7 protein-coding genes and 1 tRNA gene are annotated in these 23,395 nt (G+C 40.0%); 2 read left to right on the top strand and 6 right to left on the bottom strand.

Features of this window, described 5'->3' with window-relative positions; translation table 11 throughout:
• Window positions 1–85: 85 nt before the first annotated feature.
• From KO513_RS11155 to KO513_RS11130, 6 genes are all read right to left on the bottom strand, one after another.
• Window positions 86–156 (bottom strand) — tRNA-Cys (locus KO513_RS11155).
• Window positions 157–303: 147 nt separating this feature from the next.
• The gene (gene folB, locus KO513_RS11150; RefSeq protein ID WP_215913435.1) at window positions 304–666 is read right to left on the bottom strand and encodes a dihydroneopterin aldolase; all 363 of its coding nucleotides are present in this window, start codon (window positions 664–666) and stop codon (window positions 304–306) included.
• 104 nt (window positions 667–770) lie between these two features.
• Window positions 771–1,724 (bottom strand): PorP/SprF family type IX secretion system membrane protein, encoded by a 954-nt coding sequence (locus tag KO513_RS11145; protein WP_215913434.1) that lies wholly within the window; start codon window positions 1,722–1,724, stop codon window positions 771–773.
• A gap of 32 nt (window positions 1,725–1,756) precedes the next feature.
• Window positions 1,757–16,351 (bottom strand): T9SS type B sorting domain-containing protein, encoded by a 14,595-nt coding sequence (locus KO513_RS11140; protein ID WP_215913433.1) that lies wholly within the window; start codon window positions 16,349–16,351, stop codon window positions 1,757–1,759.
• On the bottom strand, window positions 16,352–18,490 hold the full coding sequence (locus tag KO513_RS11135) for a PorP/SprF family type IX secretion system membrane protein (RefSeq protein ID WP_215913432.1): 2,139 nt from the start codon (window positions 18,488–18,490) through the stop codon (window positions 16,352–16,354).
• Between the two features lie 10 nt (window positions 18,491–18,500).
• A complete protein-coding gene (locus tag KO513_RS11130; protein ID WP_215913431.1) occupies window positions 18,501–20,756 on the bottom strand; it encodes a gliding motility-associated C-terminal domain-containing protein in 2,256 nt (751 codons plus the stop codon).
• A 221-nt stretch (window positions 20,757–20,977) separates the two neighbouring features.
• On the opposite strand from KO513_RS11130, the gene KO513_RS11125 reads away from it, so the two are divergent.
• Both KO513_RS11125 and KO513_RS11120 read left to right on the top strand, forming a co-directional pair.
• Window positions 20,978–22,660 carry a glutamine--tRNA ligase/YqeY domain fusion protein gene (locus tag KO513_RS11125; protein ID WP_215913430.1) on the top strand — a complete coding sequence of 561 codons (1,683 nt, stop codon included), beginning with the start codon at window positions 20,978–20,980 and terminating at the stop codon, window positions 22,658–22,660.
• A 404-nt stretch (window positions 22,661–23,064) separates the two neighbouring features.
• A complete protein-coding gene (locus KO513_RS11120; RefSeq protein WP_215913429.1) occupies window positions 23,065–23,394 on the top strand; it encodes a YtxH domain-containing protein in 330 nt (109 codons plus the stop codon).
• Window position 23,395 lies beyond the last annotated feature (1 nt).

The raw sequence follows: 23,395 nt of genomic DNA, 5'->3' as shown, positions 1-23,395 counted from the left end.
AGGAAGTATTGTAATGATATACTTGCTCTGGATGTTTCGTATTTAAAACAAAAAAACCTTCGTTGTACACGAAGGTTTTTTATTGAGGCATCGAGCAGATTCGAACTGCTGTACAAGCTTTTGCAGAGCTCTGCCTAGCCACTCGGCCACGATGCCATTTGCAGGTGCAAAGATAGTTTTTTTGATGGAAATGTTATTTTTACTTTACTTTTTTTTCACAATGGTAATTTACATCGTACATAAAAAGTGCTAAGTATAAAGATTTGCAGTTATTTAGAATGATGATTTAGTGTATTGGGTACGTTATTTTTTTCGCTTTTCCTTTAAAACTATGGTCACTTTTTCAACATCACCACCTATAGGAGGATTTATTTTTGAAACCTCAACTTCTGCTTTTTGAACAATTTGGATTTCGTCAAAAATACGATGTATGATACGTTTACCAATATGTTCCAAAAGTTTAGAAGGCACTTTCATTTCCTCTTTCACGATATGGTTAATATGAACATAATCAACCGTATCGGATAATCTATCGGAAATTGATGCTTTGGTTAAATTGGCATCTACAGATACATTTACCAAATATTCGCTACCTATGGCAGTTTCTTCCTCTAAACAACCGTGGTGGGCATAGACCCTTATATTATTAACTTTAACCTTGTCCAAAATCAAATTTATTTTTGCAAACTTAATTGAAACGGCTGAGATTAGAATAGAAAGCTAGGCTGTAATTTTCATAATCGGACAGGTATTTTGAACAACTTTGCCGCTTAATACGTACAACGACAATTACTAAGTCCTTGAAACAAGTCTACACCAATAGTTACTACATGGGTACCTGTACTATAAGTAAGTAATTCATTTAGAATTATTTGATAGGAATACCCAAAGTAGAAATTGTTCTTTTTTAGACCTGCAAAAGGCGCTATAAAAAGTGGGCTACCTATTTGATCGTTCAAAAAACGGTAGTTAACACCGGCATAGAAATAGTCTTCAAAATTGTACCATCTAAATTTTAGGTTTAAATCGGTTTCTGAACGTCCATCACTTTCAAACATTTTAAAGAGTAAAGATGGCTCTATTTCTAAATCACTGTTTTTATTTTTTCTGTATCGGTATCCGGTATATACGTAGTAGTTTCTTAGTTCATTAGGTTCATCTGCATCAAAGGTAAAACTGCTAGGATCCTTGCCTAAAAGGTTGGATGCATTACCACTTATGTAGAATTTACCATATCTGTACAGTACCCCAACATCAAAGTTATGATTGCTAGTTTGGCGGTTGTTAATAACTCCCGGATCAAGATTGGCATCCACAAATTTATCAATGTCTATTCTAAACTGGTTAAAGTTATAAGAAAGACCAAAGGATAAAAATTCATCATCATATCTGTCTAGAGTTAAGTGATGAGCAAAAGATACCCTGGCACCCTGTTGTTTGGTATATCCGTTTTTATCATTATATAAAAATAGACCTATACCGGATTTTTCACCTAAACGCATATCTGCTGCCAGAGACTGTGTTTGTGGCGCGTCTTTGATTCCTACCCATTGTGTAAGACCGTTAAGCCTAATTTTTACATGGTCTCCTATACCCGCATAAACCGGTGATAGAACAAACGGGTTATCTGCCAAGTATTGAGTAAGCTGGGGCGAATTAAGCTCCTGCCCTCTTGCGGTTATGATGCCCGATAAGAGCAGCATGGTCCATATGAATTTGCGCATGGTACTGTAGGTTGTAGGTTAAGTATTTTTATTTAGCGATATAGGGTAAAGTGTCCAACGAATTCCCTGTCATCATTCTCTCCGTTGAGTTTAATAACGTACCAGTAATCTCCGGTAGGAAGCTCTTTGCTTAAGTAAAGACCGTCCCATCCTGGATCACCAACACCCATTCGGTACACCTCTCTACCATAACGATCAAATATGATGGTTAGTATCTCTGGGAAGCCTTCATCATTTTTAGGTTTCCATGTCTGATTTTCCGCATCTCCATTTGGGGTAAAGAAGTTTGGAATATCAAGATCTATAAACTCCATATATATGCTTGCTACAGCTTCACAACCGTTTTCATCGGTTACGGTAACTACATAAGTATCAGTACGGTTAATGTAGAACGTATTGTCCGTACCATTATCCTTATCACCAAAAGTAATATTGTATTCACCTCTTCCACCAGTAACGTTTGCTGTTATCTGGTTGATGTTGGTTTGCTCTAGAACAAGAGTTAAAGGTTGGAAATCTTCAATCTCTATATCGTAAGTTACAATACAACCGTTGGCATGGGATATAGCTATGTAATGCGTACCCGGTGTAAGGTCTCTAAAGAATGGGTTCAACTGCATTTCTGCTGGATCCATGGTATCTACACCATAAAGAACCTGATCTGCAATAGTTTCGTCTTCTAGGGTAATATTTATGTAGTTGTTAGGAATATTTCCATTACAACCATATACCGGTTCTACAGTAGCATTTAAATTTACGCCTGGTTCTACGGCAACGGTTATATTTTCTTCACAACCTTGGGCATCACGTACAAATATGATGTAGTTTCCTTCTGCCAGACCGGTAAAAGTTGTTCTGTCCTGAACAAAATCGGTTTCTGTATGCATTCGGGTGCTATAACCAGCAGTTCCTCCGGTAATGGTCAATTCAATTGTACCATTTTCTTCACCTATACATATTTCTGGTGTTGAGATGGCCGATATTTCAACAATGGCAGGCTCGTTAATGGTATATTCCAACTCTATAAAGCAGCCATTTTGATCCTGTGCAATTACCCTGTAATCTCCAGGGGCAAGGTCTTCAAATGTATTTTCATCATCAAACTGATTAAGGTTTGGAGATATAGCATATTGATAGCCTCCTGAACCACCGGACAAGTTAACGGTTATACTTCCATCTTCTTCGCCGTTACAAGAAACATCTATAATTTCATCTGTGTATTCTAAAGCTGTAGGCTCAGAGATAACTACTTGTTCAGGAGTAGTTAATCTACAATCCTGACTGATTACATCTACGTAATAGGTTCCGGCTGGCAAAGTACTGAAGGTACCATTGCTTTGTGGACCCGCTATACGAGAAGCCACACTTAATGAAGCATCTGTGTAAAGCGAATATTGATAGTTTCCTAAACCACCATCTGCCGTAGCATAGATAGTAGCGGTATTATCTCCATTACAGTTAATTACTGCAGCAGTATCATCTACTGTTAATATTAATGGATCAATAGGGTCTTCTTCAATAGAATTAGATTGAACAGCTGTACAAAGGTTTACGGCATCTCTAACATAGTAGCGGTAAACACCTGCACTTAACATGCCGCTTAGAGGTAAATTAACGCTGTTTCCTGACATTGCTGTCCATGTAACATTGTCCACACTAAATTCGTAGGTTCCGCTTCCTCCAGTAGCACTTAATTCAAATTCTACACCGGTGGTACAAGTCAACGGACTTGTCCTGATCAATGAAGCTTCTACTTCCGTAGGATTTACTATTTCAAGAATAGCGGTCTCTTCCGAACATCCAACCTCATCACTTACCGTTACACTATAGAAACCGGCCGCTAAATTATTGAAGTCGCCTGTACTCTGACCAACAGAAGTAGTTAATAAGTTACTTCCGGAAATATCATCATAAACATTCAATTGATATTGGTACGTTGGTGTAATATTTCTTGCACCTACGGTTGTTGATATGCTTGCTGTATTTGCATTAAAACACGATAAGGTAGTTGCCGTAATATTAGCTACAATATCATCCGGTCTGATCAATGTGATGTTATCCGATAATACACAAGAGAATGCATCTGTAACAGTCACATGGAAATCACCGGCCGCTAAGTTTCTGAAAATAAACGCCTCAACATTCGTTTCGGTATATACAGAAGATGTAGTGGTGTTTTCCAAACGGATAGTATATGGTCCTTCACCACCGGTTGGATCTACAAATATCTCACCTTGATCATTGCTACATGATACATTGGCTTCTTCTCTCACGATTGCGGTAATTGGAGCACTTGGAGCCAATACGGTTATCACATTGGAATCATCATCACACAAAGGTGCTGTAGTTTCTGTAATGCGTATGTAATAGCTTCCTCCTACAAGATTTGAAATAATCAAAGGTGTACTGCTATCTCCAGTTCCACTGAATCCGGCTACAGGATTATCGTCTATATCATATACTTGATAGCTGTAAGGCCCTGTGTAGTTATCAATAGTTACACTAAAACTTCCGTCATCTACACCATCGTTCAAACATTGTTCGTCGGAAAGTTTCGTGGCTGTAACCTCTATAACATCCGGGTCTTCAATTCTATGAACAGTTTCTATTACACAACCTGTATCTACATTGGTAATTCTTACACTGTAATTTCCAACTTCCAAACCTGTAAATGTTTCAGGATTATTGGTAGAAGTAATGGTCTGTGCGTAGGTAACGTTTATTCCCGTTACAACATATTCCAAGTTAGGAGTTGCGGTAGCTGGACTAACCGTTACCCCAACTTCTATTTGGCCATTGTTCAATGGAGAACAAGCAGCTTCTTGGGTAGTTGTAACCGTTGCATCACTAATTTCTACAAAAGGTAAAACAGTGTCTGTGGCTGATAGAGCAGAACATCCTGCATTATCATATACTCTAATTTCATAGATACCACCCAGACCATCAGTTTCAAAATAAGTGGTGTTCGAACCATCTTGAACTACACTTCCATCTCGGATAAATACATATCTATTAAAAGTACCCGTTCCACCTGATGCATTTGTAAATGACACACTAGCGTTGTTTCCATTGTTTCCAACAGTACAACCGTATTGAACAATGTTAATAGGATTTACGGTAATAACATCTAATTCCGTAATAGTAACATCTGTTGTTATAGCACAGTTGTTAGCTCCTCTTGCTTCAATAGTATAAGTTATTCCGGCAATAGAACCTTCAAGTCCATCAAAGAAAGCAGATGTTGTCGTAGATGATGTTGCCGCTATTGGGAAAGTAGCCGAACTACCTGGTCCCGTGATAATACGGAAGGTATATGGTCCTACTCCATTATCGGTAACACTTACGGAAATTGTTCCATCATCTAAGCCATTACAAGTTACGTTGGTAGAAGAATCTACGTTCAGTACAGGAATTACCGCTGTTTCCAAACGTTGTGTTATAGTTGTACTACAACCGTGGTTCGGGTCTAAATCGGTAATGGTAAATACATAGTCACCTACTTGGGTCAAGTTGGTAAAAATACCTGTATTGTTAGTATCATCTACCGTAGCTGGAGCAGACAGTGGATATTGTACATCATATCTGAAGCTTCCAGAACCACCTGTTTGTGAAATGGTAATCTGTCCACCGGGATCTGTTGTAGAACAATCAATCGTTTTAACTACGGATGCCAATGGTGAAATAGGTTCGTGTAAGTCAATGCTTGTACTTGTTGTACCTACACAGCCCCATTGGTCACTAACAACTACTTGATATTCGCCTGCACCTAAGCCGCTAAATATAGCTGAGGTTTGTATGGGTCTCATATCTTCAAAAGCAGAAGTACCAGTGTTGAATAGCTGTAATTGGTAACTGTAGTTGCTACCCTGACCGTTCATTACGTTAATAACTTCAATTTCACCTTCTAAGTCGGTACAGTTTGGCTGATTGATTCTCAAATCTGCAGTAATCGGTGTTGGATCAACAAGAATAACATCTGCCAATTGCTCAGCACATCCTCTAGAATCCATAACCCAAACTTCATAGGTAGCCGCAGTAAGGTTTTCTTCTTTCTGGTTTGAAGTATAGTTCGCAGAATCGTTAGTGTCAATAACAGGACCTGCCGCATCAAAAATCAAATACGAATAACCGCCCCACCCACCGGTAACATCGGTAATGGTAATGGTACCGTTGTTACCTGGTACGCAAGTGATATCGGTAAATATTCTGTTTGCGCTAATTGGGTCACTAGGACCTGCAATGGTAAATAACTCGGAAGCAACACAAGAAGGATTACTATCTTGGGTAACCTCAACGCGGTACTCGCCCGCGCCAATGTTAAATGGTGTTGTGGGACCTACATTGGCCGAAGTTCCAGTAGCACCTGCAATGATGGTATCATCACCCGTGGTAGCCGTACCTTGCGAATTATATATTTGCCATGTGAAACCTCCAGTATATGGGTTGGTACTATCGCTTATGGTAAAGCTAACAGAACCATCGTCTCCATTACATACTACATCAACAGTGGTAGCATCGATTTCAAATGTATTTGGGTCTTCAATTTCAAAAGTAGTTTGTACAAAACATCCGGTATCCGTATTGGTAACGGTCACTTCATAGTTTCCTACCCCTATTCCGGTAAATAAATTATTAGTTTGATTTAATACACTATACGCATTGTCCGTTCCAACAACTGAATATTCAAGAGTTGGAGTTCCCGATGGAGGCGTTAGGGTTACACCTATACTAACTTCGGCATCATTGCCAGGGTTACAGCTTACATCCGTATCAATGGTAACCGTAGGATTACTGATTTCAACAAAAGGAGCAATTGTGGCGTTGGTCGTGCCCACACAACCCTTATCGTCATAGACATTAATCGTATAAGCTCCACCTAATAGATCGGTTTCAATATAGGTATCTTTAGAACCATTTTGAACTACAATATCAGCTTCTACAGGAACTGTATTAGGATTATCATTTTTAATGAATTCATAACGTACGAATGCGTTAGAACCTCCTGTTACACTTGCCACGGAGATACTTGCGTCATTCTGATTATTGGCCGTAGTACAGCCAAACTCAACTACTGTATCCATAGTTACAGCAATAGTAGCTGGTTCTGCAATAAGTATAGAAGCACTATCCGTTGTACAATTGTTGGTAGTAGGATTACTTCTAACCGTTACGATATAACCTGCGGCCGTAGTTGTAGGTGCAAGACCTGTGAACGTAGCAGAAGTATTGGTAAAGCTTGTTGGGGCAATGCTTACGGCACCACTATCCAAAGAAGTAATCTCAAAGGTAAACGGACCGATACCGTTATCTACAGCTGATATTGAAATTGTTCCATCGCTATCTCCATTACATGTTACATCCGTAGAAGTAACTGTATCGATTATCGGCTCTAACCGGTCTGGAACACGAATTGTGAATTCTCTGTTACAACCTGCATTGTTAGGCGTGTTCGTATCATAAATGGTAATGGTATAGTTACCCGCTAAAGGCGCTCTATAATCAAAAGGATTTCCTGGGAACGCTGTTTGAGCTACCGCAGGGGCACCAGCATCGTTGGTAATGGAATATTCATAACTTCCCGACCCTGATGTAGCTTCAATATTAATTGTTGCCTCAGGTGATGCCGTACAATCTATAAGCTTAGTAAGCCTAGCTTGAACGGAAAGTACCGGATGAACCACAAACGCTGTCTGTGAGGCCATACAACCATTTCCATCAATAATATAAACATCATAGGAACCTGCGGCAATATCATTGAATACGCCACCATTATCTAGGTAAGTGCTTGGTGCTGGGTCACCGGCCGGTGCAATGGCATAACGGATATTTCCTGCTGCCGAGTTTCCAACAACGGTAAGGTCTATTGGAGCGCTACAATTATCCTGTGTAATAGAATCAATAGTAGGGTTTGGCGATAAAGTCAATGCAACAGGGGCCATGGTAAATGAACAACCATATTGATCATTTATAGTTACCGTATAATTACCCGCTGGGGAATTCACAGGAATCTGTACAGGGTTGTCCGTTGTACCGGTCAATGCTGTAAAACCAGCTGGTCCTGTTACATCAAAAGTGTATGGTGCTCCGCCACCACCGGTAATTCCGTCAATTGAAATGAGTCCTGGTAGGTTACACGAAATATCCCTGGTAACATTTGGTGTTGCACTTAAAACACGTAACTCTTGTAAATAGGTATTTTCGCTACCACCTCTACAGGCATCTGTAGTTCCATCAGATTGAACAATATCAATGTAATACTCCCCTTCAGGCAAACCACTAACGGTTATAGTATTGTTATAAAGAATGTCTCCACCACTAGTCTGAAGTGCAATAGGATTGCCTACTTCAAAGAATTCCCAACGCATGTGTGAACTTGGTGTGGTAGGATTCAAAGTATATTCTATTTCACCCGTTGATGAACCAAAACACGTAGGAGTAATATCCGTAGTTATTTCAATAGGTTCGTTAATTAGATCATTAACATTGATTAAACTCTGGCGTACACAACCCGTATTATCCCTAACATAGAAAATGTAGGTTCTACCCGGTGTAAGTCCGGTCCAAGTATAGGAACCTTCACCCGCTGGAACCGTAGCACCGCTGGAATTTACTGTTCCACCTGGTTGCCAGGTTGTGGTAGCTGGGTCAAAATTAGCAGGGTCTTCCGAAAATGCATATTCATAAGGAGCTACACCTGCGGTTCCTTGAACACGTACTTGCAAATCAAAACAGTCTACAACTATTGCGCTTATACTGATGTCCAAATTATCCAAAGGATAAGGAATAATGTATCTATCAAAGTCTCTCTGACAAATAGTGCCACTAGGTAATGTAACTCTGATAGAAGGGAATACCTCCGTACCTGAAACAGTACCTCTTAGTTCATTTGATAGTTGCCATGTGGTACCACCGTCATTACTATATTCTATGGTACCACCGGAAGGAGCGGTTACATTATCAAAACGGAACCCGTATTCATTGGAATCAGGGTCATTACATGCCGCTGGTAAAATAGGATCAATATCCGCAGTTATTTCTGTGGCATTGTTGATTGTAATGGTTGATGAAGTAACGGTACAACTGTTTGTATCGGTAACTGTAATTTCGTAATCACCTACTCCAATACCATTGAAAGTCAATGTTGTGGTAGAAATATTAGTATTTGTTTTTCCGTAATCAATACCATCGGCAGGACTCAAATCTACTAATTGATACGTAAACGGTCCTGTTCCTCCACCTACTGTAGCATCAATGGAACCTAGTCCATCAAAACACTCAGGGTCTGTTGCTGTTCCGCTTGCGGTTAACGTGGCAACGGGAGTTAAAATAATATCTTCTTGTAGGAAAGAACATGATGGAGATGCCCCATTATTATCTAGAACATATACGTCATAACCCGCCGGGTTGGCCGTAGCCATGGCCGTAGTTACGGTTAAGAAGTTAGTTGTTGAATAAAGACCAGAAGGGTCGGTATTTGCCGGTACAATGGCGTAAACCAGGGTTCCGTTTCCACCTGTGGCATTAACGGTAATTGAACCGTCATTACACGCACTGATATCAACAACCTCTACGGACACTACTAACTGTGGGTCTATTGTAATGGTTTGTTGAACAGCCGTACATCCATAAGCATCTCTAACATCTATGGTATACGTACCATTGGCTAAATTATCAAAAGTGTGAGTTGTTCCCGTAACTGGAGTTGCCGCTACAAACGGACCTCCATCAATACTAAAGCTGTAACCTCCATTACCAGCAGTAACATTTACAGCTATGGAACCATCATTGGTACCGGAATAACAAGCTGTAGGTATGGCGTCAAAAGTTGGTACAACGGGAGCGAATACGGTAATTGCTGAATCAATAGGATCTGTACATAAATTTGTATCCCTTACCCTTACGATATAATCACCTGCAGGCACACCGTTAAATTCCGTGTTGGTTTGATAAGCTGTCAGTATTCCACCTACATTATCTTCTAATTGATACTCGTAAGTTGGAGTGCCACCTGTAGCACTAGCCGTAATGGTAGCACCTGAATTATTACACGTAAATTCTGAAGTAATACTTGCTGAAGCGACAAGAGCATTAGGCTCGGTCAATGTTTGAGTCAATGTTACGGTACAACCAGGCAAACTTGCAGCCGCATTGTCTACATCACGCACTTCTATAGAATGTGCTTGTGCGGCAAGGCCTGTAATTTCTTCTGCAGCTGTAAACGGACCAACAAATGCAGCTCCGTTTAAGCTATATTCATATCCACCTGTACCATAGTTATTGGCATCAATGGTAATAGTTCCTGAATTATCGCCATTACAATCAAGGTTTTCAAAGGCAGTAATCGAAGCTTCAAAAGCATGTCCGTCCTCAACGATTACTGTTCTATCAACTGTACAATCGCTACCATAGTTTACGGTAATGGTATGGCTTCCTAAAGCTATATCGTTAAAAACATTTGTTGGTTGAGCCGTTCCTCCATCTATGCTATACGTATACGAAGCATCGTTAGGTAGAACGGTTATGTTTCCTGTTCCATCACAGTTGTAGGTTACTGAGGTAGAAAGTGTTGGTTCTGTTGGTAATGGAGCAATTATAACATCGGCCAAAGTAAGCTCACATGAAGTAGCATTGGCATCCCTAACCCGAATGCTGTAGGTACCATCGTTTAAACCAGAGAAAGCATGCATTCCTGTTGAAGAAGCAACTGTCCAAGCTCCGCCATTTATGCTATACTGATAATCTCCAGACCCACCTGTTGTTGGCGTAACGTCTCCAACGGTAATTTCACCGTCAACAAGACAGGTATAATTTTGTGTAATACTCGCTTCTGCTACCAATTGAGATGGTTCCGTAACAACTACATCCTGAGGCGTAGTTTCACAATTATTGGAATCTCTAACGCGCACAGGATAGGTTCCCGCGCTAAGGTTAGGGAAACTGTTTTCAGTTACATAGGTAACCCCGTTATCAATACTGTACATGAACGGTGCGTTTCCACCAGAATCTACAACTATTGAAATTGCCCCATTTGATTCGCCAAAACAAGTTACAGCGGTTGGTGTTGGGGTAATTGCGATAGGAGCGTCTTGGTTTACGGTAATCGTGTACATGGCCGAACAGTAATCTGCTCCCCCACTATTATCACGTACATACACATCATAGTCTCCTGCAGCCGAAACTGTAACTGGATTATCAGTGCTGAAATCACCATCCGTTACTGCAGTTCCATTTGTTACAACAGCGAATACATAGTTATTGTCCCCACCAGAAGCAGAAATAGTTATATCTGTATCGGTCGCGCAGGCCGTAATAGTAGGTGCTGATGCGCTAACCGTTAATTGAGGGTCAATGGTAATATTCTGTAATACACCGGTACATCCTAGTCCGTCTTGAACATTAATGGTATACGTACCGTTTGAAAGACCGCTAAAAGTGTGTGTTGTACTGTTTGCTGGAGTTGGGCTTACCCAAGGGTTTCCGTTTATGCTGAAGGTATAATCTCCATTCCCATCAGTAACATCAACCTGAATGGTAGCTGTATTTCCTCCAGGATAACAAGCCGTTGGCGTAACGTTAAAAGTAATAGGATTTGCCGCGGTCACCGTCAAAGCAGCATCAATGGCATCTTCACATGAATTGGCATCCCGTACACGAACAATATAATCACCTGCAGCTAAACCGGAAAAGACGGTGTTAGAACCATTAGTAGCAAAGTCATTAGTCCCAACTATCGCACCCAGGTTATCTTCCAATTGGTATTCGTAAGCAGCAGTACCACCGGTAACACTTGCTGATATGGTAGCTCCACCATTGGTACAACTTAATTGGGTTGTAATTGAAGCAAATGCTTCCAGTGCATCTGGTGCATTAATAGTTTGTGTAAGCGTTCTTGAACATGTTGTTTCATCTGCTTTTCTAACCACCAAGGTATGAGAGCCAGCACCAAGGGTTGAGGCAGAAGTAACCGGTGAAGTTGTTGAGGCTATAAAAGCACCACCATCTATAGAATATTCAAATCCGGCTGCGTTAAAGTTTTCAACTTCAAAAGTTATTGAGCCATCGCTTAGTCCGTTACAACTTGCGTCTGTAGAGCCAGTAATATTTGCGGTAAATACATTACCGGCAACAACGGTAACCGCAGTTTCAACAGTTTGTTCACAAACTTCCGGTACTTGATGAATTACGATATCATCAAGTGCAAAATCGTTACCGCCATTTCCGTTAACTTCAGATCTAATTACAAAATCCAGAGTTGTATTTGCACCTGGGTTAAGGGTGGCCGTAAACTCTACCCAATCATTAGATCCTGTATTTTTTGCAATTTCACCGGTGCGTATGGATTGAACAACATTTGTTGTTCCGGTTTCTCTTATTTCTATTGTTAAGTTGGGATCAAGACCACTGGTGCCTTGCCGCAGAAGATTCATAACGTATAGCGTAACACTTAAATCTTGGTTAGGAATAACATCATTTATCTGTTTAGAATAGATGATTTGAGTTGGCGTAGGGGTACCCACATTCATTACCAAATAGCGACCTTGGCCTGTACGCGTACCAGTTGTATGATCTATTGGGTTTATCCATGTGCCAAAGGGAGCAACAATGTCACTTGTTACTGTGTATTCAAAATCATTTACATTACTATTTGAATCACCTGGGGCATTATTAGTTTGATCTTCATAAGTGTATCCGTTCGTATTTGGACTAGGAATAGTTGCTCCACTTCCAAAATCTTCACTAAGTAATATACTTGGTGTTGGCGGCGTCTGTGAGCTATAGTTTGTACTTACCGTATAGGTTCCTGGTCCTACATTAAGGAACACATTGCTCGTAGGGTCCGGTGAATTTGGAACACCATCTAAGGCATAAGTATAGTTGTACGTTGTAATGTTTGGTGTTGCCGTTACAGTTGCCAACCCGTCACAATCATAACTTACCTCTGGAGTAAGGGTTACTTCTGGCTCATCAGGGACGTCCTCTACGGTAACGTTCATAGGAAATTCACATGAAGCATCTCTAACAATTACCGTATAATCTCCCGGAGGAAGTGTAGCCGTACTTGATGCACTGTAGCTTGCACCACCATCAAAACTATATTCATATGGAGCTGTACCTCCCGTAACATTAGTTACTCTTACTTCTGCGCCGTTGGGGTCGCAGGTTGCATCTCTGGAAACACCCGCAGAAGCACTAAGAGGAAAAGGTTCGGTTAGGTTTACAGTTTGAGAAAAACTACAACCTGATGAATCCGTTACAAATACTTCATAAGTACCTGCAATAAGGTTAACAAAGTTTGGTGTTCCTTGAGTAGTAGTTCCGCCATCTATACTGAACTCGTACGGGGCTACACCACCTGTTGTATTTATAGTTATCGCTCCGTCCGAATCTCCACTACATGAAGGCGAAGTTTCGGTAATGGAATCTAGGGTCATTGCCCCATTATCGTTTATAGTTACTTCATTGGAAAAGGCGAAACAGTTGTTAGAATCTACGATTACAAAAACATAATCACCGTCTTCTCCGGGGAAATATTCATCAATATCATCGGCATCGGTATCTCTCCATCCGAAAGAAAATATAGGATTGGTATCATACGCATCACCCGGAATTGAAGCTACATCGGCATATAAATTCGTTCCGTTTTTGCTCCAAATAGCATAGGAATAATCAGGATTGGGAAGTCCTCCGCTTCCTGTAAGTTGAATGGTACCGGCTGTACAACCAATGTCTCTTGTGGTAACTGCTGTAACTGTTGGGTCTGGTGTACGGGTTACCGTTACATCTTCGGAATACGTACACCCGTCTTGAGTAGAAACTTCAATGGTATAATCCCCTGGGTTTACATTAAAAGAATGCGTATTGTCCGGCTGAGCGGTTTCATCGTCAATTAGGGTTCCATCGCTTCTTCTTAGAACGTAGTTATAATTGGGCTCAACATTAAGTACATCAATTTTGATAATACCCTGAGCATTACAATTAGATGGGGTTGTAGTTACGTCTACTTGAAAATCCCTATCAAGGATTCCAATATCTGGAGTACTAAAAATACAGGCATCTGGAATAGGATTTCCTGAACTGTCCAATTGGGTAACGTCTACTCTATAGGCTCCATTGTTAGAAATATCAAAGCTAGGACCGTTGTTGGCACTAAAAGGAACTACAATAGCATTATTGGCTACATCTACTAACTGGTAACCATAATTGCTTCCTAAATTGGTTATAGTGATGTTACCATCCGTAGAACAAATAATGTCTCTATCATTGTAAAGAATGTTTAGATTATTCTGGAAAACATCAAAATAAAATCTGCTAAAACACCCATTGGTATAATTTATAACCAAACGGTATTTTCCTGCTGTGTCCGCATTGTAATCGCTTCCTGTTTCTACTTGGTTCCATGTACAGGTAAGGTTTTTGTTAGCACAATCGTCTGGAGCTGCAAGACAACTACCTTCATCCAATCTTTCCCAAGAAATACTTTGAGCATCTAGTATATTCAATTGAATAGGCTGAACATCCGCGGAGCCACAAAGGAAGAATTTGGGCAATAAATCACCATCAATACTACATTCAACAATTTCACCTTGAATATCGTTGGTAGGGTCTGCATCGCTGTTTATATCATTGAAATATTCAACTAACGGATTGGTTTGCGTTGTACCGTATCGTTCAACAATAATGATTTCTTTAAAACCTTTACAAGGATCGGCAACAATTTTGTCTACAATGTAAGTACCTACCTGGGTTACTTCTAATGTGCTTTGATCATTGTCTGGGTCTCCATCGTTTAGAACAGGGTCCGAGGCATCTATTTGGCCATTTCCGTTTTCATCTCTAACCCAAACGTAATCATCAAAATTATCTCCGGCATCTAACAGGGCATTTAATCCACAAAGTTGTACCGTTCTTGTAAAATTACAGTCCGAAAGGTCGTCTAAAAGGAAGTTGGTAGCACCTGGAGTTACAAATCCACAGTGATCAAAATCAGATACACTAGGGTCATCAGTAATTTGGTTATCATTTATTCTCCCCTGATAGGTAGAATAGGCTAAATTTTGAATTAAATCTGTACAGGCATCAATAAAATCGAAACAATTTTCTGCAACCTGAACACGCATACGTATTTGTCCGGGAGTATCTCCTACTTCAACAAATCTGTTGGGGATAAAGAAATCCACTTCTCGTGTTGCTGGGTCATAGCTATATGTAGTTCCAGTTGGCATGTCCAGGTTTGCCTCGTCCAACGTAACATTTATAGGTAAAATATCACGAATGGTATAATTTACGGCATCATCATTTCCGGTATTCTGAAAGGTTAGAACATAATCTAAAATTTGACCTAAGTTTACACCTTGTCCGGTGATGTCGTTACCTGCAATATCCTCTACTTTTTTCTCAAGTACAATATCCGGTTCAATGATTTCAATGTTGAAAGAGTTGAAAAATGGATAGTATTGGTCACCATTGGTTTGAAACCTGAATGTGGCAGCCGTTTCATTATTGGGAATAACTGAATTGGCTGGGTTGTTTAGGTTAAAAATGTCACTATCAAAACCTAACGTATTTAAACTAAACGGATTCCTGTCATTGGCATGAACACCATTTCGGGTAATATTACTATTAAAGAAGTTGTTTGAAGGGTTAGTACCATTACTTAGTGTAGTGAAACCACCGTTGCTAGCCGCACGAATTCTTAATCTATCTCCGGTAATCCTAAAGTCTCCTTCAAGCGTAGCGGCACCAATATTAGCGTTTACTGGGCCTACTGGAATAGTGTTGAAACCAGTGTAGTTAATGTTAACGTTGTCGGTACCCGTAACTCTTGCAAAACCATCAAAAGTTGTAATAAGTTTACCTGTTGAATTTGGGTTTTCATATACGATTACTAAAGTCCAACCCCCAGCAGCACCCCCGGTCATTCTTGATTGGCCACCTGGCGAAATACCATAGCCCTGAGCACTCGGCACATTGGCTATGGTATAGTCTCCTTGCGGATTAGCTAAAGGAGTTATGAGACTGGTTACGTCCGCATAACATGCATAAGGGGCATTAGCTTCTAAATCTGTATCGGTTAGACCGTCATACAATATTTCGTTAGCAGTGACGTCTACATAGGTACCTCCCGGAACCTTAAACTTTATTTGGTCAATAGGGTGATTTCTTGGAGTACCAACTGGATCTGCAGTATTATCTCGTGGATAGGTGGCAGACCAATAGAGACCTGCATAGCGTATTAAATTACAGTCGGCCTCAGGAAATGTAAATGTTGCGGTACTAGAACTAAATGTGCTGGTATCAGTGTCAACATCTATGTACCGCATATTTTTACGGTCATTATAATTGTAATACCCTCCAGTTTCAGTATTTCTATTACTGGACGGCCAATAGTTTCCATTGGTGTTGAGGTTATCGTAAGAATCTTCCGGACGTCTGCCGGGAATGCCTTCATCTCTATTTAGTATACTATTGGATATAAAGGTCAAGTCTCCCTTTATATTGGTTTGATACCTGAAATTTTCCCCGGATGGGTAGGTTCTTGTAAATGCTTTATACTCTTGGGAAAATCCTGCAAATGCATATAAAAACAGAGCGCCCGCAAGTATTTTTTTTAAGGATTTTGGTATCATTTATGCCAGTAGATTTGGTCTGACGCGCATAATCCACATTTTGTCATTGTACGCATCATTTAGGTTGGTATAGTAGGATAGTAGGGCATTGTTCCAAGATTGGTGTCTTTTTAGGTATACATACCTCCAGTTGTTTTCGGGGTTTATAAAATAACTGGCACTAAGCCCGTAAGAATTTAATAGCTTCACAAAACGATTTGCATTCTTAGGGTTTGCAAATACATTGGCTATGATGTAATAACCAGAACCAATACCATCTATTTTGTGAGTTTTAGAAGTTAATTCGTTAGATACCACTTGGTCTTTTACTACGGTATTTGTTTGTAGAACGTCGGTATCGTACTTGGCAGATTTTTCTTTTAATTTGTTTACGTTAGAAGCATAGGCTTCGTTCGTGTAACGGTTATCAACATCCATAATCCAAAGGGCACCGTCATAAGTACCGTTCATACTACTATTATGGGCGGCTACAGCTTCGTCCCATGTATCATAACGTTGCAAATACACGTATTTTAGGCCGTTATCCGGATTTGCTATATAATCCGAGGAAAACCCTTCACTATTAAGTTTGTTCATAAATTTATCCATGTACTGGCCACCTTTGTAAACGTTGGCTACTACATAATATCCGTCCTTAACTCCCTCTAGGTTTTTGAATTTTCTACTCTTTACGTTGCTTCTGTCCGCAACTGTCGAAGTTGCTGCAGATGTAGATGTATTAGATGTGGTTTGTTGTACCTTATCTCTGGCAACGGTTGGTCTTGATTGCTTAGAAGTATTGTTTGCTAAGGCCGTAGTTGCACTAGTTTTGGATGATGTACTGTTTGGTATAATACCGTTATTAGAATCTTGGTTGCTAGCAGTATTTGTTACTGACGGACGATCATTGGTTCCCATGAATAGTCTCTCGGCACGGTCTTCTAAATCTGGTCTTTTGCCGTTGGTTTCATTACGTACCATGCTCATTACCATGTTAAACCGACGCTCCAAATCTTTTTGGCGATCGTTTTCCAAAGAATCTTGACGGAACATTAATTCTTGAATAATGGCATCGTTTTCCGCAAGCTTACGTTTTAGTTCCTCTATTTCCTCGTTATCTACTAGGTCATTTTTGTCAACTTCTTCGTTTTCAACTAAAGAGTCTTCATAATCATCCTCTAGCATAACACGGTCTTCCGTTAAGTTTGGTGTAAAGGAATAGGCGAACGAGATTTCATGGGTAACCCCAAAATTGTTGAAATCGGTACCAAAACCTTTTTCCATGGTATACCCTAGGGATAGTCTTTTGTTAATGTTGAACCCGGCACCTGCAGAGGCACCATAAAAACTATCATAACCAGCTTGTAACCATCCTAATTTTGGCAGATCAAGAATTGCACCACCACCATAGGATAGGTCTTGGGTCTCACTTTCTGAAGCAGACAAACGGTTTTGACCGTTGATGCGTACTCTTGCTATCGGCATTAAACGGCTGCCCTCCATAATGCCATCATCTTTTTTAAACCGATGAGTATATTGAAGGTGGCTAGAGTAGGTCTTATCACTAAAGGCTGTTAAAGACTCACTGGTTTTTAGATTGTAATCAAATAGGTTTTCGGCAAAAACACCAAAATCTATATTACCATAGGATAGGTTAAAACCAGGCTGAAAGGAGAGCACATTACTGTCTTCCGTTCCGTTAAGTCGGTAATCGTTCGTATCTATAACGTCAATATTGTTCTGATCAAGACCTGTACTATAATATGCCAAGTTTCCACCAAATGTAAAATTGCTCTTGTCGCTTAACTTTATACCATAGGCATAGTTGGCCAGTACTCCAATATTGGATACAGGCCCTACACTCTGGGTATAAAGACTTAGACCCAAACCACTTCTATCACCTATTCTACCACTATAACTCAAAAAGTAAGTCTGGTCATTATCCTTAAACTGTACCGATTGGTTTCTGTGTAAAAGGTTAATATAAGACTTGTCTTCCTGTACGGTAGAGAAGGTAGGGTTGATTAAAAATCTATTGAATTTCAATAAATTCTGTGGCGCCGGACTATACAAAAGTACGGGGTCATCCTCCTGTGCCTGAACGTTTGCAAACGTCAGTGCAGCCATTAGAGTAAGCGCTAAGTATTTTACAAATTTCATGGTAGGTTGGTTATCTGATAACAGTTACGGTACCTTGTTTCAATGTCTCACTAGCATTTTTAATTACATAGTAGAATACCATGTTTTGCTTTGCGAAACTCATTGAAGACTCGGGCCAGTTGTTTTGGTAATTAGTTGAATTGAGGACTTCTACACCTTTTGCGTTATATATAATGACACGTACATCAGACTTGTTTGAGTACGAGTTAGGGATGATCCACTGATCATTGGCCCCATCACCATTAGGCGTTATAACGTTAGGTATATTAAATAGATCTAAATAGGTTACTGTTATAGGTTTACTAATTTCACAATTGTCAATATTTGCTATTAACAAGTAGTTACCCTCTGTGGTAAAAGTGGCAGATGAAGAGCCGCTTATTTCAATATTGTTGGCGTCTAACCATCTGTAGGCGGTACCTCCACTTGCGTTTACCGTTTTAGAGCTTCCTTCTGGAAATATCACATCGCCATCTATATCCAAAGTGATTAAGTCCGGATCTAATGGTGTAATGTTAATCTCATTAGATATTTGTGAACAGCTGCCTTTTCTAACTACCAATCGGTAAGTTCCTTCTTGAGTAATGGACAATGACGCATCTGATGAGTTTATGGCTTCACCGTTGCGTTCCCAATCAAAAGTTTCAGAAGATAAATCTGTTGTAGTAGATAGGGTAATAACATCTGAAGAACTACAATATACGGTGCTCGTACTACTAATAGTTAAGGCTTCACTGGCAAGTTGTACGGCTAAGGTATTTGATGTCGCGTTCATACCTCCCAAGTCAGTTTCTACAGTGTAGTTTCCGTTTTCGTTACTGTCCGTTAAGCTTATGGATTGTGATGTTTCAGATGCTATGTCGACACCATCTTTTTGCCATTGATAGGTAAATGATGAAGCTACGTCTGCGGTTACATCTACTTCTGAACCATCAGCTAGGACGGCATAAATTTTATCCGTTGTCAAAGCTATGCTAGTACTGCTACATGACTCATAGGATGTGGCATAGGCTATTTCGGTTCTAAAAGCTGTAGGAGCAACAACTTCTGTGTTTTCTGAATTTATGGTTGTTGAAGAGCATGTGCCTCCCGTTTGGGTAATGGCTGCATGGTAAGTTCCTGCTTGGCTAACGGTTAAGGAAGCGTTATTGGAACTTGGTATTGGCGTACCATTTCTGAACCATTCATAAGTTGGAGCATTGGCATCTGTTGTAACACTCAAAGTTTGGGTTTGTGATGGAAGCACTACAAGATTGGCATTGTTATTTCTTGTAACCGTAAATGCACCGGCGTTGCTCATAGCAACAGCGGCAGAAGTTTCTGTACAAATACCTGTTCCTCTAACTTCAACAGTATAGTCTCCTGTAAACGAAGGGTCATTGGTATCTATAGTATAGGTAAAACCACCTGCTTGAGATGCCTGTACTTCGGTACCATCTTTATACCATGTATATATATAACTACCATCTTGAACATTTGCTTCTAATGGAGCAACGGTATCTCCGGCACATACAGATGTAGTTGCCGGTGGATTAATGGCAATACCGGTACTGGTACCGGAGTTAACAATAATATGGTTAGATTCTGTATTGGCAGAACCTGTACAATCTCCGTAATCTATAAATACAAAATATTCTCCGGCTCCATCTGTTAGGATAGTGGGTCCGGTTTCGGAAAGTAATGTCCCACTTCTATACCAAGAATACTGATAGGTATTTAGTTCTGCAGCCGGCACGTTGTCTACGCTAAGCGTAATTTGCGTGCCACCACAAGCCTGTACACTTCCTGGGGTTGTTCCATCTCCATTTGGACTCATGTGCAAGTTGGTATCAAACCCTAAATAATACATAGAATATCCAGCTGATTCTGGACTTGTTGATGCTGGGCTTGTACTTCGTACACGCATCTTGTAGTTGGCTCCCCTAGTATCCGTAGGAAGGTTAAAGCTGGTTGTAAATTCTGCATTGCTATTTTGATCGGTAACAGTAGATAGTTCTAACGGAGTAGCGAAAGAACCGCTTGCATTAGATAATTCAAGAATGAACTGATTATCAGAATTTGCTGCACCGGCCCATTTTATGGTAACAAAGAACTCGTTAAAACTACTATCGGCACAAGCTCTTGGCCATGTGTTGGTCCCTAATAAATTTGGGTTATCTGCTGGAACCGGAGCTTCCAATACAATTTGTGCAGAGATCTGTGTGGTGAGCAGCATTAGAAATGCGGCCAAAATTGTTTGCGGAATGTTAATTCTTTTCTGTCTCATAAGTAGGCGTAGTTTTGGGTTTACTACAGGTTTCAATGTCAGATTTGGGTTTTGACATAGAGAATACAATAACAAATATGGCATATAATACACGCGTGGGGAATTTAATGTTGTAGCAAGGGATATAATTGTTGTGAAACGCAGGTATTTGTATGAATGGAAATAGAAAGATGCCTGATTACGGCATTTTATGTACCTTTGTGGCTCTAAAAAAGAACTCTATGAGCGAGGCAGTAGAAGCGTTGAATTTCATTGAACATATTGTTGAAGAAGACCTGAAAAACGGCTATTCAACGCAAGATTTGCGTTTTCGTTTTCCACCGGAGCCAAACGGCTATTTGCATATTGGCCATGCAAGTTCTATTTGCTTGAATTTTGGGTTGGGATTACGGTACAATGCGCCTGTAAATTTGAGGTTTGATGATACCAATCCGGCCAAGGAAGAACAGGAGTATGTGGATGCTATTAAACGAGATGTGGAATGGTTAGGATTTAAATGGGATACCGAAAGGTATGCTTCTGATTATTTCCAGCAATTGTATGATTGGGCCGTTGAATTGATAAAACAGGGGAAAGCGTATGTAGACGAGCAGTCTTCTGAGGCTATGGCGGAACAAAAAGGTACGCCAATACAGCCAGGAACCAATAGTCCGTTTAGAGATCGAAGCATAGAAGAGAATCTAGCTATTTTTCAGAAAATGAAAGATGGCGAATTTGAAGAGGGTACACATGTACTTAGGGCTAAGATTGATATGTCCTCTTCTAATATGTTAATGAGGGATCCAATAATGTACCGAGTGTTACATAAAGCACATCACAGAACAAATACCGATTGGTGTATTTATCCGATGTACGACTGGACCCATGGTGAAAGTGATTATATAGAACAAGTATCGCATTCCTTCTGTACATTGGAATTTGCTATGCACAGGGAATTGTATGACTGGTTTCTGGACCAAGTTATTGACCCTAACAAGTTACGGCCTAAACAACGTGAGTTCGCCCGTCGTAATTTGAGCCATACGGTGGTTAGTAAGCGTAAGCTGTTGCAGTTGGTTGAGCAGAATGTAGTAACTGGGTGGGATGACCCTAGGATGAGTACCTTATCAGGGTTGCGAAGACGCGGTTATACCCCAGAATCTATCCGAAACTTTGCTGATACTATTGGTATTGCAAAAAGAGATAACCTTATTGATGTTTCTCTTCTTGAGTTTCATGTTCGGGAACATCTTAATAAGATTGCCCCACGTGTTATGGGAGTACTTGACCCGGTTAAAGTAGTGATAACAAATTATCCTGAAGGAGAAGTAGAGTGGTTGGAGACAGAGAATAATCCCGAGGATGCATCGGCGGGTACACGTCAGATTCCATTTTCTAGGGAAATATATATAGAAAAAGATGACTTTAAGGAGGAGGCCAATCGTAAATTCTTCCGCTTAAAACTGGGTGGAGAGGTCAGGCTGAAATCCGGTTATATCATTAAAGCAGAGAGCTGCACAAAAGATACCGATGGGAATATTACTGAGATTCAGTGCACCTATGACCCTAAGAGTAAGAGTGGTAGTGGTACCGAGGAAAGCTTGCGTAAGGTAAAGGGAACCTTGCACTGGGTATCTGTAGACCATGCGCTACAGGCCGAAGTGCGGTTGTATGACCGTTTGTTTACTGACGAAAGTCCGGATACACATAAGGATAAGGATTTTATGGAATTCATTAATCCAGATTCGTTAAAAGTGATTACAGGATTTTTGGAGCCTAGTTTAGTGGACGCTAAACCTGGAGACCGTGTTCAGTTTCAACGTTTGGGTTATTTCTGTGTTGACCCAGATTCCACCTCAGAAAAATTAGTTTTTAATAAAACGGTTGGCTTAAGAGATACTTGGGCAAAACTACAGAGTAAATAGATTTTAATTTTCTTATAATTCAGAGCTCCTTTATAACATCAAGTTATAGAGGAGTTTTTTTATTGTTTTTTCTCAGATTATTAGGTATAAATTTTATTTATCGAAATTATTTATAATATCGATTTGACATATTAAAATCGACTTTCTTAGGTCGTTTTTCCTGTTAAATTAGTTTTCCGTCGATTAACATATCCACTCTGGCCGACTTCATCCCTTAAATGCTCTTAAAATCGATAATTAGCTCATAAATTGATTTAAACGTCAATTTTTGATTTTATTGAGGTAATGTCACTTAAACACTTGGCCTAACTTGCATGATATAGAAAGAGGAGTTCTTTTAACTCAAAATAAGAAATGACTTCTCATTATAATTTTAGTCAAGTATTAATTAAAAAATAGAGATTATGTCAAATGATAGTGGAAATGTTTTGTTGGCCGTTCTTACCGGAGCAATTATTGGAGTAGGGGCCGGCATATTGTACGCACCTGATAAAGGTGAAAAAACAAGAAAGAAGATTAAGAAAAATGCGTTGAAGACAAAAGATGATATAACGCATAGAATTTCCCAAGCTACGGAAGAGCTAACCAAAACGGCCGAGGAGAAGAAAGTAGATTTTGAGCAGAAGCTTGAAGATACCATTTCCAATATGAGCTATAAAGCTGATGATATTATCATGAGCTTGGAAAACAAATTGGCCGAATTGAAAAAGAAAAATGCTCAATTACAAAAATAGC

Origin of the sequence: Zobellia sp. B3R18, from assembly GCF_018860715.1 — a bacterium.
Taxonomy (GTDB): Bacteria; Bacteroidota; Bacteroidia; order Flavobacteriales; family Flavobacteriaceae; genus Zobellia; species Zobellia russellii.
The sequence above is the reverse complement of the archived record's forward strand: the minus strand, read 5'-3'. Positions and strand labels throughout refer to the sequence as shown.

Bases quoted from the DNA above. Each gene is read 5' to 3' on its own strand.
- KO513_RS11120 (WP_215913429.1), top strand. From the start codon at position 23,065: ATGTCAAATGATAGTGGAAATGTTTTGTTGGCCGTTCTTACCGGAGCA.
- KO513_RS11135 (WP_215913432.1), bottom strand. From the start codon at position 18,490: ATGAAATTTGTAAAATACTTAGCGCTTACTCTAATGGCTGCACTGACG.
- KO513_RS11130 (WP_215913431.1), bottom strand. From the start codon at position 20,756: ATGAGACAGAAAAGAATTAACATTCCGCAAACAATTTTGGCCGCATTT.
- KO513_RS11125 (WP_215913430.1), top strand. From the start codon at position 20,978: ATGAGCGAGGCAGTAGAAGCGTTGAATTTCATTGAACATATTGTTGAA.
- KO513_RS11140 (WP_215913433.1), bottom strand. From the start codon at position 16,351: ATGATACCAAAATCCTTAAAAAAAATACTTGCGGGCGCTCTGTTTTTA.
- KO513_RS11145 (WP_215913434.1), bottom strand. From the start codon at position 1,724: ATGCGCAAATTCATATGGACCATGCTGCTCTTATCGGGCATCATAACC.